Raw genomic sequence first — 15,362 nt, 5'->3', positions numbered from 1 at the left:
GAGCCCGTGCCGATCGCCCCACCGCCTCCTACGCTGTCGGCCATGGGCACGTCCGCCGCACCCGACCCCGACCGCCTTCGCATCCTCGTCGTCGAGGACGACGACACCATCGGCCACCACCTGGAGACCGGACTGCGCAGCAACGGCTACGCCCCCACGTGGAGCCGCACCGGCACCTCCGCCCTGGCCGAGGCGGAGCGCAGCCGCTACGACGCCCTGCTCCTGGACCTCGGCCTGCCCGACCTCGACGGCCTCGACGTCGCCCGCAGCCTGCGCGCCCGCTTCCCGGACCTGCTGATCATCATCCTCACCGCACGCACCGACGACATCGACGTCATCGCCGGCCTGGACGCCGGCGCCGACGACTACCTCGACAAACCCTTCAGCCTCACCGTCCTGCTGGCCCGCCTGCGAGCCCACCTGCGCCGCCGCACGGTCACCTCTCCCGCGCAGCAGCCGATCCGGCTCGGCGACCTGCTCATCGACGTCACGGCACGCCGCTGCACCCTCCGTGACAAGGAAGTCCCCCTGCGCCCCAAGGAGTTCGAACTACTCGCCCTGCTCGCCCGGCACCCAGGCGAAGCGATCGCCCGCGAAACCCTCATGGCCCAGGTCTGGGACGAGAACTGGTTCGGCCCCACCAAGACCCTCGACGTCACCATGGCCGGCCTGCGCCGCCGCCTCACCGAAGCCGCCGACACGGCCGTCCAACCATGCCGGCTCCCACAGATCACCACCCTGCGCGGACACGGCTACCGGCTGGAGAGCTGACGGCAGGGGGCTCACGCAGCGTGCACGGCTTGGTTGCCGATCATCTACATCGACGCCTTGTGGATCAAGATCTGCTCCCCTCCGCCGCCGCGGCGGTCCGCACCCGCTGCTCCTCGCGAGCAGAGCCGACGTCCCGTTCCAGGGGGGTGCGGCTCACGGCTGTCGCGAGGTCTTCCAGGGCCCGTTCTTGCAGTTTCGCCTCGCGCCGCACGACCGGGCTCCCATGACCGGCGGCGTCCTCCCACGCGTGGAGCGCCTCCTCCACGCGTCCCCAGTCCGGATTCCTGTGCTCGCGCACGGCGACTGCTGCCTTCGCGGTGTCCGCCTCCAGGGCCTCGGCGAATCGCTCCGCCTCGGGCACGAAACGGCTGTCGGCCCGCGGGACGTGGCTCTCCATGAGCATCGCTGCCCGGCCGAACCCCTTGAGCGCCTCCTGCGCCTCCTGCGCCTCGCGCGACGTCAGACCCCTGGGGCGGACCGGTTCCCGCCTTGCCCGGTCGTATGCCTCCTGCCAGGCGGCACGTGCCTCCCTGCTCTCCAGCAGTGCCCGGCGCATGTCGGCGTGTTGCTCCCGGGTCGGTTCGGCGTAGTCGCGCAGCACCGCGGCCGCGTAGCGGCCGTTGGCGGCTAGCCAGTCCGCAAGCCGGCCCGGCAGCCGGGGTGTCTCCCATGCGGGGAACACGACGTACGCCAGCATCGCCAGGGCCCCGCCGAGCAGGGTGAGCACCACCCGCTCCGGGACCGTCTGCTCCCATGCCTGGCCGCCCATGCCGAGCAGGAAGACGACGTACGCGGCGGTGAAGCACTGGGAGTAGGCGTAGCCGGTACGGTTCACCGTGTACGACAGGCCCGCCGAGACCACGGCCAGCGCGCCGGACACATGGGCGTCCGGGCCCAGGGCCCGCACCACGCCGGTGGCGAGCGTGACCCCCGCCAGGGTTCCGGCGAGACGGGCCACCGCACGCGCGTACGTCCGGTGGAAGTCCGGCCGCATCACCATCACCGAGGCGATGGGCGCCCAGTAGCCGTGGCCGAGGGGTAGCCGGGCGGCGATCAGATAGCCGAGCGTGGCCACCGCCGCCAGCCGGACGGCGTGCCGGAACACTGGTGAGTCCTGGTGGAGCTCACGGCGCACCGCCCGGACGACGACCGGGACCAGCCGGAGCATGGTCGGGCGCACCAGGAACGCGGCGCCGACGGGACCGGGCGGCGTGGGTGTCCTCCCGCGCGCGCAGCCGCTCCCGGCGATCTCCAACGCCTCACCGAGCAGGTCCACGAGCCGCTCGGCGGCTTGCCGTGCGGGGCCCTCCAGCACCTCGTGTTCCTCGTCGACCCGCAGGACGTCCATGCTCTCGGGCCGCACCTCGGCGGGAGTGCCGCAGCGGATCGAACGGGCGGCCGCATCCAGGACGTCGGCGGCCGCGTCGAGCAACTCCCGCGCGCGGTCCCGCCCGGGTCCCTCCGCCGGGGCGCCCACGTCCGGGTCGGCGAGCGCCGCGACCACTGGCCGAAGGCGCTCGGCGAGCCCCCGGGGGCCGTGCAGGACGGAGGGACGGGTGCGGGCCTGTGACGGCGTCACGGCAGCCGCGTCCCGGGCCGTCATCAACGGCTCCGGGTCGAACGGGGCGGTTGGGTCGTGCCGCAACCGGCGGGCGTAGTCCGCCACGGCTGCCAGGGCATCGGCGAGCGCGTCACGATGCGCTCCCCAACGCCGGATCGGGAACAGCAGGATCAGCACGGCCTGCGTCACGCTTCCGAGTGCGATGACCCCGGCGTGCTCCAGGGCTCGTCCCGTGCTGGTGGGCAAGGTGATGGTCACCAGCATGCTGCCCACGGTCGTGGCTGCGACGATCCCAGCGGTTGATCCGACGGCCCACGCCATTCCCGCGGCGAAGGCCCATACGGCCAGCAGCGGCAGGAAGGTCACGAGTCGCCCCGCCGCCAGGTAGCCCACGAAGGTGCTGAGCGCCAGACCCGCGCCCGTGCCGAGCGCGACCACCTTGCGCGGACGCCAACTGCGCTGGAAGGTGGCGCCACCCGCGGAGTAGGCGCCGAGGGCGGCGGACGCGGCATACGCAGGGGAGACAAGCCACAGCGCCGACGCGATGGCGATCGCCACCCCAGCGGCCGCGCGCAGCGCGAGCAGGGGCTCCAGCCGGGTCTCCTCGATCGTGAGCCCGGATCGCACGACCTCCCGGAAGGCTCGCGGCCACGTCACGGGTGTCCGCCTCGCCGAGACGCCCTGCCGGGTCGCGTCGGTCTGGTCGAGGTGCGGCAGCCGTCGGGCATGGAGACCTCCCACACGACCCGCCGGCCGGCTGGCGGCCGCAGCCGCTGGAGGGGGTGCTGCCACTGCGGACACTGCTGAACGTCCGCCGTCCGTCCTCCAGGCCGGAGCACGGGCATTCGTTGTTGGTTCAGGTCCGGCCGGAGCGCGGCGATTGCCGCCAGCCCCGTCCGGGGGACGGGCAGATCGCTACCCGTCGCCCGGACCGGTCCGGGGGAAAGAGGGGGCACGGCGGCCCCGGGTCTCTTACCGCCTGTGGCCGTTGCCATGGCCGTCGGGGTGCAGGACGACCTTGGTCCACCCCTCGTCACGGGCGTCGAAGTGCTCGTAGGCGGCGGGGGCCTCGTCGAGGCTGAGCTCGTGGGAGACGACGAAGCTCGGCTTCGCCTTCCCGCCGGCGATCAGGTCCCGCAGCGCCCGGTTGTACCTCTTCACCGGTGCCTGCCCCGTGCCCATGCGCTGGCCCTTGAACCACATCATGCCGAAGTCGATCGGGATCTTGCCCTGGGCCTCCAGCTCGCCCTGGGCCTCCGCGCCGCCGGGGTCCTCGGGCAGGAAGACGCCCACCACGCCGATGTCGCCGGTGAACCTGACCGAGTCGATCAGGCCGTTGAGCGTGAGGCTGGCGTCCTCGTGTCCCTGGGGGTCGTGTGCCTGGTAGCCGACGCATTCGCAGCCGTTGTCGGCGCCCAGACCGAGGGTGGCCTCCTTGACGACCTCCGCCGGGTTCTGCTCGGCGGTGTTGATCGGGACGGCCCCGAGTTCCTCCGCCTTGCGCAGCCGGTCGGGCTGGTGGTCGGCCGTCCAGACGCGGCCGGCGCCCTTGAGGAGGGCGGAGTAGGTCGCCATCAGCCCGACGGGACCGGCCCCGAAGACGATGGTCTGGTCGCCCGGTTCGACGTGGGCCATCTCGGTGGCGTGGTAGCCGGTGGGGAAGATGTCGGCGAGCATCACGTAGTCGGTCTGCCGCTCGGCGGCGTCCTCGCCCAGGCGCAGCGCGTTGAAGTCGCCGTAGGGCACGCGCAGCAGTTCCGCCTGGCCGCCCTGGTAGGGGCCCATGTCGGCGAATCCGTAGGCGGCTCCCGCGAGGGCCGGTTCCGGCTGCATGGTCAGGCAGTAGTTGGTGAGCCCCTGCTCGCACTGCTTGCAGAAGCCGCAGGCGATGTTGAAGGGCAGGACCACATACTCGCCGACCTGGACCTTGCGGACGGCCGAGCCGACCTCCACCACCTGGCCCAGGTTCTCGTGTCCCAGGGTGCGGCCGGACTCGAACGAGGTGCGGCCTTCGTACATGTGCAGGTCCGACCCGCATATGTTGGTGGTGGTGATCTTGACGATGATGTCGCAGGGGTGTTCGATCTTCGCGTCCGGTACGTCCTTCACTGTGACCGTTCGCGGTCCTTCATATACCGCTGCCTTCATGGTGACTTCCTTGATATCGCGGCATGGCGGTGATGGAGAGGGCGCGAAGAGCCTGGCTCTCGGAAGTGCTGCGACGGAGACCGTGGCTCCGGCACGCCTCTGGAGGGCCGTTCACCTGATCAGGTGAAACGGTCGTTTTGCCGCCGGCCCCGCCAGGCGGAGCTTCGGCGCTCCGGCGGCGTGCCGTGCGGGTCCCCGTGGACCCTCCGGACGAAACAACCACGCACCGACCGATCAGCGGAATCTCCGGACCCGGACGACCACAAACCGACGGCGCACCTCCGACTGAGGTCACCCGTTATTCACCGCGGTCGTCCTGCAGCGCGCTGCGACGCTCCTGTTCACGCTTGGAGTAGGCGGCCGCCCGGATCGCCTCGTCGCTCTCCAGGCCCGATCCCAGCGCGCCGCCCACCGTGGCGACCGAAGCGACGAACCAGGACAGCGTCCAGTACTCCGTGGCGTGCAGCGGGGTTCTTGTCATGGAGGCGAACAGCCGGTCGTTGAGGATGAAGAGCGCCCAGACCAGGTTGATGACCGCCAAGCCCGCGTAGCAGACGACGACCCCCATACCCACGGTCACGACCGTCGAGGCGTTGTAGAGAGCCGCCTTCTTCCTCGCCTCCGGCGACACCTCGTCCGTTCGATGCCACAGGTTCGCGTCCACGATCAGCCATCCGATCATCAGCGCGACCGACCCGACCATGGCGATCACCAGGCGTGGCGTGCTCAGGGAGGTGGCGAGGCTCCAGACGGTGGAGTTCACGGTGGCGACCGCCCCCGTCGCGAGTGCGGCCGCCAGGGCCTTCGACAAGCCGGGCACCAAGCGCCAGGGCCGGTTCGCGCGGACCATACCGCCGAGCACCCTCAGGTAACCGCGCAGCCCACTGACGACGTACCGCAGATCGGCGAGCTCCTCCTCACCGACCCGGCCCGGACGGATGGGCGCGAGACGGCCGGTGAAGGGTCCCCGCAGCGGCTGACTTCCCGGCGACTCCTCAACCCCCGTGGTCCACGGGCCCGCCAGGCTGAGCACCGCTTCTTCGACGGCCTGCCGGGCCCTTGTCTGCAGCCGGAAGCCCCCCAGCGTGGGAAGGGACAGCAGCGCCAAGCGGTGTTCGTGACTCAGATCCACCACGAGCTTGACCCCCTGCGAGTGCAGCGGAAGGTCGGTGAGAGCCACGACGATGTCCCAGTTCCCGTCACTTCCGCGGTCCATGATCCGGTGCATCAAGGTGAGCGGGTCCTCGGCCCCTGCGGTGAAGGGCTCGCTGACCACCGCGACGTCGAACCGTCGTCCCTGGTCCGACCTGTCGGCGAGCCGGTCAGGAAGCATCCGGGCCATACGCTGCGCAATCTCCGTCGGCGTATCCGGATCCGCCAGAAGAACCACGACCAAAACGTCCTGTGACGACACCCGCACGGCTCCTTCTCGTCGGATGCCCCCGCGAGTGCCCACGGTATGCCCCGAGGTAACGGCAGCGCCCCCGGCGTGTGAGCGGGACCGGTGACGGCGCCTGTCGCGCGGTTCGCGGCGCGATCGGGTGATCAGGAACGGTGGACAAGGACGCGACCGACCCCTTCGTGCATGTCCGGGGCGCCGGTGAGAACAACCTGCGGAACATCGATGTCGACGTTCCGCGGGACGCGATGGCCGCCTTCACCGGCGTCTCCGGTTCGGGCAAGTCCTCGCTCGCGTTCGGCACGCTCTACAGGGAGGCCCAGCGGCGCTGCTTCGAGTCCGTGGCACCGTACGCCCGAAGGCTGTTGCAACAGGTCGGCGCACCGCACGTGCAGGAGATATCGCGAACGGGCGCTCCGGTTCGTCAGGAGTGGGCCCTGCCCCGCCTGTCACGGCACAGGTGGTAGGCGTCAGCCCGGACCGCCCAGCACGATCTTCCACACCCGGGTCGCCACCTGGAGGTTCAGCCGGTCCTCGACGTTCGCGAGGTCGTGACCGCTGATGTCGCGGATGCGCTGCAGCCGGTATCGCAGGGTGCTGCGGTGGATCGCGAGGGAGTCGGCGGTCTCGTCGTAGTTGCCGCCGCAGTCGAAGTACCGGGACAGGGTCTCCACCATGGTCGCGTGGTGCCGGGAGTCGTAGTCGATGAGCTGCCCGAGCCACTCCTGGACGAACCCCTCCAGTTCCCGGTGACCGCTGCCGGGTCCCAGGATGCGGTAGAGACCGAGCTCGTCGAAGAACGACGTGCCGTAGCGCTCGCGGGAGTGGCGGCGCACGTCCAGGGCGCGCTGCGCCTCCCGGTAATGGGAGGGGATGTCGACCACGGAGTCGCAGGAGGCGCTCACTCCGATCGTCCCGGACCGTGTCCCGTTCTCCCGGGCGAGCGCCTCGTACAACGCGCGAGCGTGCGGCCTGTCGCCGGCGATGAGGACGACATGGTCGGAGCGGCGGGTCAGCAGTGAGCGCATGCCCACCGCAGCGGCCACCCGACCCACGGTCTGCGCGAAGGAATCGTCCGCGTTCCGGTTCGACCACTGCACCACGACGACGTAGTGGCTGCCGTGCAGGTCGTGTCCGACTGCCTCGGACCGGGCGTAGGCGCTCGGTCCGTCCGTCCCTGCCAGGAGGTCGTCGGCCAGCTCGTGGCGCAGCCTCAGTTCCACTTCGGCCAGATTGCGCAGGTGCGTCAGCTCCAGGGTGAGCGAGTTGGCTGCGTGTCCGAGCGCCAGGACGGTGTGCTCGTCTGCCTCGTCGCGGGCATCGACCAGTGCCAGGAGGCCCAGGATCTCGCCGTGCGGGCGGATCAGGGTGATCAGCCGGTCCCCGATCCGCACCGGCCCGGCCTGACGGGCGATGGCGTGCAGCATTTCGTCCCGGCGCACGGGGTCCGGTTCGGGGTAGGGGACGGGGCGGCTGGGGCCGGTCCAGGACCTCAGCCGACCGAAACGGTCCTCGACCAGCGCGGGAAGTCCGGTGAGTCCGTGCAGTGCGCGGGTGACAGCTTCCTCGCCGCCACCTGAGGCGGCGACGTCGGCCGTCATGGCGTGGACGGCTCGCTCGTAGCCCAGCTCGGCCACCGCAGAGATCAACTGCCGCTGGAGGACTGTGCGCTCCTCCCTCAGCCGGTCCAGCTCCAGCGCGTCCTCGCGTTGGCGGCGGCGCGCGAAGGCGACCGACAGCGCGGCAGCGGTGTGCCGGACGAGCATGGCGAGCAGAGATCGCTCGGCCCTGGTGGGCCGGGAGCAGGACGTGACCACGAGGTAGCCGTGGAGTCCCGCAGGTCCGCGTAGCCCCAGGGCCCGGCCCCAGGGCCTGCCTGCCAAGGCCACCTCGCCGTCCTGCCCGGCCAGCTCCCGGACCCTCCGGGCCACCGCCACGGCATGAGTCGGCCCGTTTCCAGGGCTGGGGACCAGGTCGCGGCCCACCTTCAGGTACCCGGCCTCGGCGCTGTACGGCCCCGCGGTGACCAAGTGGTCCGTGGCCAGGCGCAAGATCTCACCTTCGTCCGAAGTGTCGAACAGGGCATGTGAGAGCGCGGCCAGTTCGTGGAGGGCGTGGGTGGCTGGGGTGTGAACGGGCAGGCGGGGATGCCTGGGCGCGGCCGTGGGGTGACGCCGGGCGCTGCCCCGCGGAAGGCCGCCCCTCCGGTCGGAGTAGCGGTGGTGCAGGCGGTAGGCCCGACTGCCGACCATGGGATCACTCCGTCCTTCGGAGGCGAGCGGCTTATCGCGTACCCGTTCCCGGGTCGCCCTACCCGAGATGTGCGGGTTCCTTCTCTCGTACTCGTGGGGCGACCGGACCCGTGCATTCCTGACCCGCCAGGCGCAGGCGTCGAGCCACCCGGTTCATCAGCCTGGGGAATGCCCGGCCCTCCGTGCGCACCGGTGAGGCGGCGGAGCCACACCTCCACCTGAACGACGTGATCCGGGGAGTCGACACAGGCGTCGCACTGAAAGGAGTTCCTCATGGCCAAGGCAGTGGGCATCGACCTGGGCACCACCAACTCGGTGATCGCCGTGTGGGAGGGCGGTGAGCCGTCCGTCGTGCCCAACAGCGAGGGCAATCGCACGACACCGTCCGTGGTGGCCTTCACCGACACCGGGGAACGTCTGGTGGGCCAGCTGGCCCGGCGCCAGGCGATCCTCAACCCCAAGGGCACCATCTATTCCGCCAAGCGGTTCATCGGCCGGCACTTCGACGAGATCTCCGACGAGGCCAGGGCGGTGGCGTACGACGTCGTCGAGGGTGACGGCGGGGCGGCCCGCTTCAAGGTGCGCGACAAGCTGTACGCGCCTGAGGAGATCAGCGCACAGGTGCTGCGCAAACTCGCCGACGACGCGTCCAAGCAGCTGGGGGAGCGGGTCACGGAGGCGGTCATCACGGTGCCCGCCTACTTCAATGACGCTCAACGCACTGCCACCAAGGACGCCGGACGGATCGCGGGACTGGAGGTGCTGCGGATCATCAACGAGCCGACGGCGGCCGCCCTCGCGTACGGCATGGACAAGAAGGAGCATGAAACCGTCCTCGTCTTCGACCTGGGCGGCGGCACCTTCGACGTGAGCATCCTCGACGTCGGCGACGGCGTGGTGGAGGTGCGCTCCACCGCCGGCGACAGCCACCTGGGCGGCGACGACTTCGACCGGCGTCTGGTGGACCACCTCGCGGACGACTTCCAGAAGGAGAACGGGATCGACCTGCGCAAGGACCCGCAGGCGCTGCAACGACTGTTCGAGGCGGCGGAGAAGGCCAAGACCGAGCTCAGTTCGGTGACGCAGACGCAGGTCAGCCTGCCGTTCATCACCGCCGACGCCTCGGGCCCCAAGCACCTCACCGACTCGATCATGCGGTCCACTTTCGAGCAGATCACCGGCGACCTGGTGGAGCGTTGCCTGGGACCGGTGCAGCAGGCGATGGCCGACGCCAAGGTCGGTGAGAGCGACATCGACGAGGTCATCCTCGTCGGCGGTTCCACCCGCATCCCCGCCGTCCAGGCCCTGGTTCGCCGGCTGACCGGTGGCAAGGAACCCAACATGAGCGTCAACCCCGACGAGGTCGTGGCCCTGGGCGCCGCGATCCAGGCCGGGGTGCTCAAGGGCGAGGTCAAGGACGTCCTGCTGCTCGACGTCACACCCTTGTCGCTGGGCGTGGAGACACGCGGCGGAGTGATGACGAAGATCATCGATCGGAACACCACCATCCCGGTGCGCCGCAGCGAGACCTTCTCCACCGCCGAGGACAACCAGCCGGCCGTCGATGTGGTGGTCCTCCAGGGCGAGCGCGAGCGGGCCGCCGACAACCGGGTGCTGGGCCGGTTCCAGCTCACCGACATCCGGCAGGCGCCGCGGGGCGAACCGCAGATCGAGGTCACCTTCGACGTCGACGCCAACGGCATCCTCAACGTCAAGGCCCGCGACCGGGACACCGGCAAGGAACAGGGCATCACCATCAGCGAGAGCTCCAACCTGAACCGCAGTGAGGTCGAGCGCATGGTCCAGGAGGCCGAGCGCAACCAGGGCCAGGACCAGGCACTCCGCGAGGCCGTTGACGCCCGCAACGAACTCGACGCAGTCGCGTACCAGGTCGAGAAGCTTCTTGGCGAACTGGGAGACGCGGCGCCCGCGCACGAGAAGGCACGCGCCGAAATGCTCGTGTCCGACGCCCGCACGGCGGTCAAGGAAGAGGCGGGCGTGGAGCGCTTGCGGCCTCTGACCTCCGAACTCCGGCAGGTGTTCGCCGGGCTGGCGGCCCATCAGGGCGCCTCCGCCACGGGCGGCGGTCCCGGCCAGGACGCCGCAGCGGACGGTCCCCCGAGCGGCGGTGGCGCTGACGATGATGTCATCGACGCCGAGTTCGACAAGGGCTGAGGCGCGCCATGCCCACCCACCCCCAGGAACCCGACCGGGCCGCGTCGGATCCGGGCGCACAGGTCCCGGAAGGTGCCGGACCCGGTCCTCGCGGGGATCTGCCCCAACCGGAGCCGCCGCGGCCCGAGGCGGCGAACGGCGAACCGGGGCCCGATGCCGCCGGCCCCGCGCCTGCCGAGGACGAGTACACGACCGCCATCCAGGAACTGGAGGACCGCTGGCGGCGCGCGCTCGCCGACCTCGACAACCTTCGCAAGCGTCACGCCAGGGAACTGGAGCGCGAGCGGGCGGTCGAGCGGTCCCGCACGGCGGCCGCCTTCCTGCCCGTCCTCGACAACCTGGAACTCGCCCTGACCCATGCCGGTGCCGATCCGGGTGCGATCGTGGAGGGCGTCCGGGCCGTACGCGACCAGGCGGTGAACGTCCTCGCACTGCTGGGCTACCCGCGGCACGCGGAGAGCGGTGTCGCCTTCGACCCGGCCTGGCACGAGGTGGTCGGCGTAGTCCAGGACCCCGACGCCCCACCGGGCACGGTCGTCGAGGTGCTGCGCCCCGGCTACGGGGACGGCGAACGGCAGCTCAGGCCCGCCGCCGTGACCGTCGCGAAGCGGGAGTGACCGGCGATGGCACGGGACTACTACGAGGTGCTGGGCGTGTCCCGGACCGCGAGCCAGGACGAGATCCAGCAGGCATATCGCAAACTCGCCCGTAAGTACCACCCCGACGTCAACAAGGATCCCGGGGCGGAGGAACGCTTCAAGGACCTCAACGAGGCGTACAGCGTCCTGTCCGATCCCAAGACCCGGGCCCGCTACGACCGCTTCGGCGAGGACTTCCGCAAGATCCCCGAGGACTTCGACGAACGGGTCGCGGCCGGGGCGGGCGGCGGCTTCCGCGGCCGGAGGACCACAGGCGCGGGCGGCCCTCGCGTCCGCTACACCACAGGCTTCGGCGACGACTTCGGCGCGGAGGGCATCGACATCGAGGATCTGCTCGGCTCCATGTTCGGAGCCGGCGCCGCCCGAGGCGGCGTCCCCGGGGCGGACCAGGAGGCCGAACTGCCGCTCACCGTCGAGGAGGCGTACCGAGGCGGCCGTCGCACCGTCACACTGGCCGGCCCCACCGGGCAGCCGCGGCGGTACGAGGTCGACGTGCCGCCGGGCGTCACCGACGGGCAGCGCATCCGGCTGGCGGGTGAGGGTGGCCGGGGCAGCGCTGACGCCGCCTCGGGCGACCTGTACCTGCGGGTGCGTATCCAGCCCCACCCCCGGTTCCGGCTGGACGGCCGCGACGTGCACGTCCAGGTCCCGGTCGCCCCGTGGGAGGCGGCCCTGGGCGCGACCGTGCCCGTGCCCACGCCCGGCGGCGGCACGGCGAAGGTCACGGTGCCCGCGGGCTCGTCCAGCGGCCGGCGACTGCGGCTGCGCGGCGAGGGCATGCCGAACCCGCGGGGCGCGAACGGCGACCTGTACGCCGAACTTCGCGTCATGGTGCCTCCCGCCCTCGGCGACCGGGAGCGCGAGCTGTTCGAGGAGCTCGCCGCCACTTCCTCGTTCGACCCCAGGAGGACGCGATGAACGACCGACCCGCGGGAGCGGGAGGCATCGGCCGGGCCGGTGTGGGAGCCCGTCCGGTACGAACGGGCGCCGACCTCACCGCCTCGACGGCTGTCCGGTACGCGCTCGTGCCCGTCCCCAGGCTCTCCCTGGCCGCCGTGGCCCTTCGCTCCGGCCTCCACCCGGATCTGATCCGCCGGTTCGTCGCCCTCGGCCTGGTCGACGCCGAGCGCGACTCCGCGGGGCGACTGGTGTTCGATCCCACGGCCCCGGCGGTGCTCGCCCGTATCCAGCGGCTGCGCACCGGACTCTGCCTCAACTACGCATCCATCGGCCTGGTGCTCGACCTGCTGGACCGCATCAGCATGCTCGAAGCCGCCCTGCGCCGCACCGGTACGAGGAGTGAAACACCCCCATGGACATGAACCGTCTCACCCAGAAGTCCCAGGAAGCCCTCCAGGAGGCCCAGAGCGCGGCTGTCGGCATGGGGCAGACCGAGGTCGACGGGGAGCACCTGCTGCTCGCGCTTCTCGATCAGGAGGACGGTCTGATCCCGCGGTTGCTGCAACAGGCCGGCACCGAGTCGAAGGAACTGCGCGCGGCCGTGCGCGAGGAACTCTCCCGTCGCCCGAAGGTCACCGGTCCCGGCGCGGCACCCGGCCAGGTCTTCGTCACCCAGCGCCTGTCCCGCCTGCTCGATACCGCCGAGCGGGAGGCCAAACGCCTCAAGGACGAGTACGTGTCCGTGGAGCACCTCCTGCTCGCCCTGACCGAGGAGGGCTCGGCGACCGCTGCCGGACGGCTGCTCAAGGAGCACGGCGTGACCCGGGATTCGTTCCTGGGCGCGCTCACCCAGGTCCGCGGCAACCAGCGCGTCACCTCCGCCAACCCCGAAGTGGCCTACGAGGCCCTGGAGAAGTACGGCCGCGATCTCGTCCTCGAGGCCCGCTCCGGCCGGCTGGACCCGGTCATCGGCCGTGATACCGAGATCCGCCGCGTCACCCAGATCCTCAGCAGCAAGACCAAGAACAACCCCGTCCTCATCGGCGATCCCGGCGTCGGCAAGACCGCCATCGTCGAAGGCCTGGCACAGCGCATCGTTCGCGGCGACGTCCCCGAGGGCCTGCGCGACAAGACGGTGTTCGCCCTCGACATGGGCTCCCTGGTCGCCGGCGCCAAGTATCGCGGCGAGTTCGAGGAACGACTCAAGGCCGTGCTGTCCGAGGTGAAGGCCGCCGAGGGACGGATCCTGCTCTTCGTCGACGAGTTGCACACGGTCGTCGGCGCGGGCGCCGCCGAAGGGGCCATGGACGCGGGCAACATGCTCAAGCCGATGCTCGCCCGCGGCGAACTCCACATGATCGGTGCCACCACCCTCGACGAGTACCGCAAGCACATCGAGAAGGACGCCGCCCTCGAACGCCGCTTCCAGCAGGTCCTGGTCGACGAGCCGAGCGTGGAGGACACCATCTCCATCCTGCGCGGACTGCGTGAACGCCTGGAGGTCTTCCACGGCGTGAAGATCCAGGACACCGCACTGGTCTCCGCGGCCACCCTCAGCCACCGCTACATCACCGACCGGTTCCTGCCCGACAAGGCCATCGACCTCGTCGACGAGGCGTGCGCCCGGCTGCGTACCGAGATCGACTCGATGCCCGCCGAACTCGACGAGATCACCCGCCGGGTGACCCGCCTGGAGATCGAGGAGGCGGCCCTGGCCAAGGAGACCGACGCCGCCAGCAAGGCCCGCCTGGAGGAACTGCGCAGGGAACTGGCCGACCTGCGCGGCGAGGCCGACGCCAAACACGCCCAGTGGGAGGCCGAACGGCAGGCGATCCGCCGTGTGCAGGAACTACGCCAGGAACTGGAGCAGCTCCGCCACGAGGCGGAGGAGGCCGAACGCGCCTACGACCTCAACCGCGCCGCCGAACTGCGCTACGGCCGCCTCCAGGACCTGGAGCGCCGGCTGAAGGCCGAGGAGGAGCAACTGGCTGCCAAACAAGGGCAGAACCGGCTACTGCGCGAGGTCGTCACCGAGGAGGAGATCGCCGAGATCGTCGCCGCCTGGACCGGCGTGCCCGTCGCCCGTCTCCAGGAGGGCGAACGCGAGAAGCTGCTGCGCCTCGACGAGATCCTGCGCGAGCGGGTCATCGGCCAGGACGAGGCGGTCAAACTCGTCGCCGACGCCATCATCCGCGCCCGCTCCGGCATCCGCGACCCGCGCCGCCCCATCGGCTCGTTCATCTTCCTCGGCCCCACCGGCGTCGGGAAGACCGAGCTGGCCAAGACTCTCGCGGCGGCCCTGTTCGACTCCGAGGAGAACATGGTCCGCCTCGACATGAGTGAGTACCAGGAGCGGCACACCGTCAGCCGGCTCATGGGCGCACCGCCCGGATACGTCGGCTACGAGGAAGGCGGCCAGCTCACCGAGGCCGTACGCCGCAAGCCCTACTCGGTCGTGCTGTTCGACGAGATCGAGAAGGCGCACACCGATGTCTTCAACACCCTGCTGCAGGTCCTCGACGACGGCCGCATCACCGACTCCCAGGGCCGCACGGTCGACTTCCGCAACACCGTGATCATCATGACGTCGAACATCGGCTCCGAGCACCTCCTCGACGGCGCCACTGCCGAGGGCGAGATCAAGCCGGACGCCCGTGCCCTGGTGATGGGCGAGCTGCGCGGGCACTTCCGCCCGGAGTTCCTCAACCGCGTCGACGACATCGTGCTGTTCAAGCCGCTCGGTGAGCGGCAGATCGAGCGGATCGTGGAGCTGCAGTTCGACGAGCTGCGCCGCCGCCTCGCCGAACGTCGCATCGCCGTCGAACTCACCGATGCTGCGCGTGAGTTGATCGCCCACCAGGGTTACGACCCGGTGTACGGGGCCCGGCCGCTGCGCCGCTACATCTCCCACGAGGTCGAGACGATGGTCGGACGCGCCCTGCTGCGCGGTGACGTCCAGGACGGCGCGACGGTCCGCGTCGACGCCGAACACGGAGAGCTGGTGGTCACCTACGACCAGCCCGAGGACGTGCAGGGAGCGCGGGCGGCATGAACACGACGCAGGTGCGGACCGTCAGTTGCCCGAACTGTCGGCGCATCAACCGGGTCCCCGTGGCCGCGGAGGGCCGCCCCAGGTGCGGCCACTGCAAGCAGCCCCTGCCGTGGATGGTGGACGCGGGTGACGACGACTTCACCGAGGTCGCCGAGCGGGCCGACGTCCCCGTCGTGGTCGACCTGTGGGCCACCTGGTGCGGCCCCTGCCGCATGGTCAGCCCCGCGCTGGAGAAGGTCGCCACCGATCTCGCCGGCCGAGTCAAACTCGTCAAGGTCGACGTCGACAAGAACCCACGGCTGTCTCAGCGTTTCGAGGTCCAGGCCGTACCAACGCTGCTGATCCTCGACCGGGGCGAGACGGTCGCCCGGCAGGCGGGGGCGGCCCCCGCCCCCGTTCTGCGCCAGTGGGTGGAAGAGTCGATCTCCGCCCGGAAAGGGTGATC

General features: G+C 70.8%; 11 protein-coding genes and 1 pseudogene. 8 read left to right on the top strand and 4 right to left on the bottom strand.

The window, feature by feature from the left end; genetic code table 11:
• Positions 1 to 42: 42 nt before the first annotated feature.
• Positions 43 to 771 (top strand): response regulator transcription factor, encoded by a 729-nt coding sequence (locus AB0N07_RS07350; RefSeq protein WP_365833025.1) that lies wholly within the window; start codon positions 43 to 45, stop codon positions 769 to 771.
• 64 nt (positions 772 to 835) lie between these two features.
• On the opposite strand, the gene AB0N07_RS07345 is transcribed toward AB0N07_RS07350, so the two are convergent.
• The 3 genes from AB0N07_RS07345 to AB0N07_RS07335 form a co-directional block, all read right to left on the bottom strand.
• A complete protein-coding gene (locus AB0N07_RS07345) occupies positions 836 to 2,989 on the bottom strand; it encodes an FUSC family protein (RefSeq protein WP_365833023.1) in 2,154 nt (717 codons plus the stop codon).
• Positions 2,990 to 3,304: 315 nt separating this feature from the next.
• Entirely contained in the window at positions 3,305 to 4,480 is a 1,176-nt protein-coding gene (locus tag AB0N07_RS07340; protein ID WP_365833021.1) for a glutathione-independent formaldehyde dehydrogenase, read from the bottom strand.
• Between the two features lie 298 nt (positions 4,481 to 4,778).
• Positions 4,779 to 5,900 (bottom strand): hypothetical protein, encoded by a 1,122-nt coding sequence (locus AB0N07_RS07335; protein ID WP_365833019.1) that lies wholly within the window; start codon positions 5,898 to 5,900, stop codon positions 4,779 to 4,781.
• A gap of 134 nt (positions 5,901 to 6,034) precedes the next feature.
• On the opposite strand from AB0N07_RS07335, the pseudogene AB0N07_RS07330 reads away from it, so the two are divergent.
• A pseudogene (locus tag AB0N07_RS07330) lies at positions 6,035 to 6,280 on the top strand (hypothetical protein); the annotation flags it as partial.
• A gap of 69 nt (positions 6,281 to 6,349) precedes the next feature.
• On the opposite strand, the gene AB0N07_RS07325 reads toward AB0N07_RS07330, so the two are convergent.
• Positions 6,350 to 8,131, bottom strand: a complete 1,782-nt coding sequence (locus AB0N07_RS07325) for a helix-turn-helix domain-containing protein (protein WP_365833017.1) — start codon at positions 8,129 to 8,131, stop codon at positions 6,350 to 6,352.
• A 273-nt stretch (positions 8,132 to 8,404) separates the two neighbouring features.
• On the opposite strand from AB0N07_RS07325, the gene dnaK reads away from it, so the two are divergent.
• From dnaK to trxA, 6 genes are read left to right on the top strand one after another with little or no spacing between them, the layout of a single operon-like run.
• The gene (gene dnaK / locus AB0N07_RS07320; protein ID WP_365833014.1) at positions 8,405 to 10,306 is read left to right on the top strand and encodes a molecular chaperone DnaK; all 1,902 of its coding nucleotides are present in this window, start codon (positions 8,405 to 8,407) and stop codon (positions 10,304 to 10,306) included.
• 8 nt (positions 10,307 to 10,314) lie between these two features.
• On the top strand, positions 10,315 to 10,923 hold the full coding sequence (locus AB0N07_RS07315) for a nucleotide exchange factor GrpE (RefSeq protein WP_365833012.1): 609 nt from the start codon (positions 10,315 to 10,317) through the stop codon (positions 10,921 to 10,923).
• A 6-nt stretch (positions 10,924 to 10,929) separates the two neighbouring features.
• Positions 10,930 to 11,883, top strand: coding sequence for a J domain-containing protein (locus AB0N07_RS07310; protein ID WP_365833010.1), 954 nt, complete (start codon positions 10,930 to 10,932; stop codon positions 11,881 to 11,883).
• Positions 11,880 to 12,287: a chaperone modulator CbpM gene (locus tag AB0N07_RS07305; RefSeq protein WP_365833008.1), complete on the top strand. Its 408-nt coding sequence runs from the start codon at positions 11,880 to 11,882 to the stop codon at positions 12,285 to 12,287. The genes AB0N07_RS07310 and AB0N07_RS07305 overlap by 4 nt, the downstream gene beginning before the upstream one ends.
• Positions 12,278 to 14,917, top strand: coding sequence for an ATP-dependent chaperone ClpB (gene clpB / locus AB0N07_RS07300; protein WP_365833006.1), 2,640 nt, complete (start codon positions 12,278 to 12,280; stop codon positions 14,915 to 14,917). The genes AB0N07_RS07305 and clpB overlap by 10 nt, the downstream gene beginning before the upstream one ends.
• Positions 14,914 to 15,360 carry a thioredoxin gene (trxA, locus tag AB0N07_RS07295; RefSeq protein ID WP_365833004.1) on the top strand — a complete coding sequence of 149 codons (447 nt, stop codon included), beginning with the start codon at positions 14,914 to 14,916 and terminating at the stop codon, positions 15,358 to 15,360. The genes clpB and trxA overlap by 4 nt, the downstream gene beginning before the upstream one ends.
• The last annotated feature ends 2 nt before the right edge of the window (positions 15,361 to 15,362 follow it).

The organism is Streptomyces sp. NPDC051172 (assembly GCF_040682555.1).
GTDB lineage: Bacteria > Actinomycetota > Actinomycetes > Streptomycetales > Streptomycetaceae > Streptomyces.
Note: the sequence above shows the minus strand (reverse complement) of the source record. Positions and strands in the feature narration are given on the sequence as shown.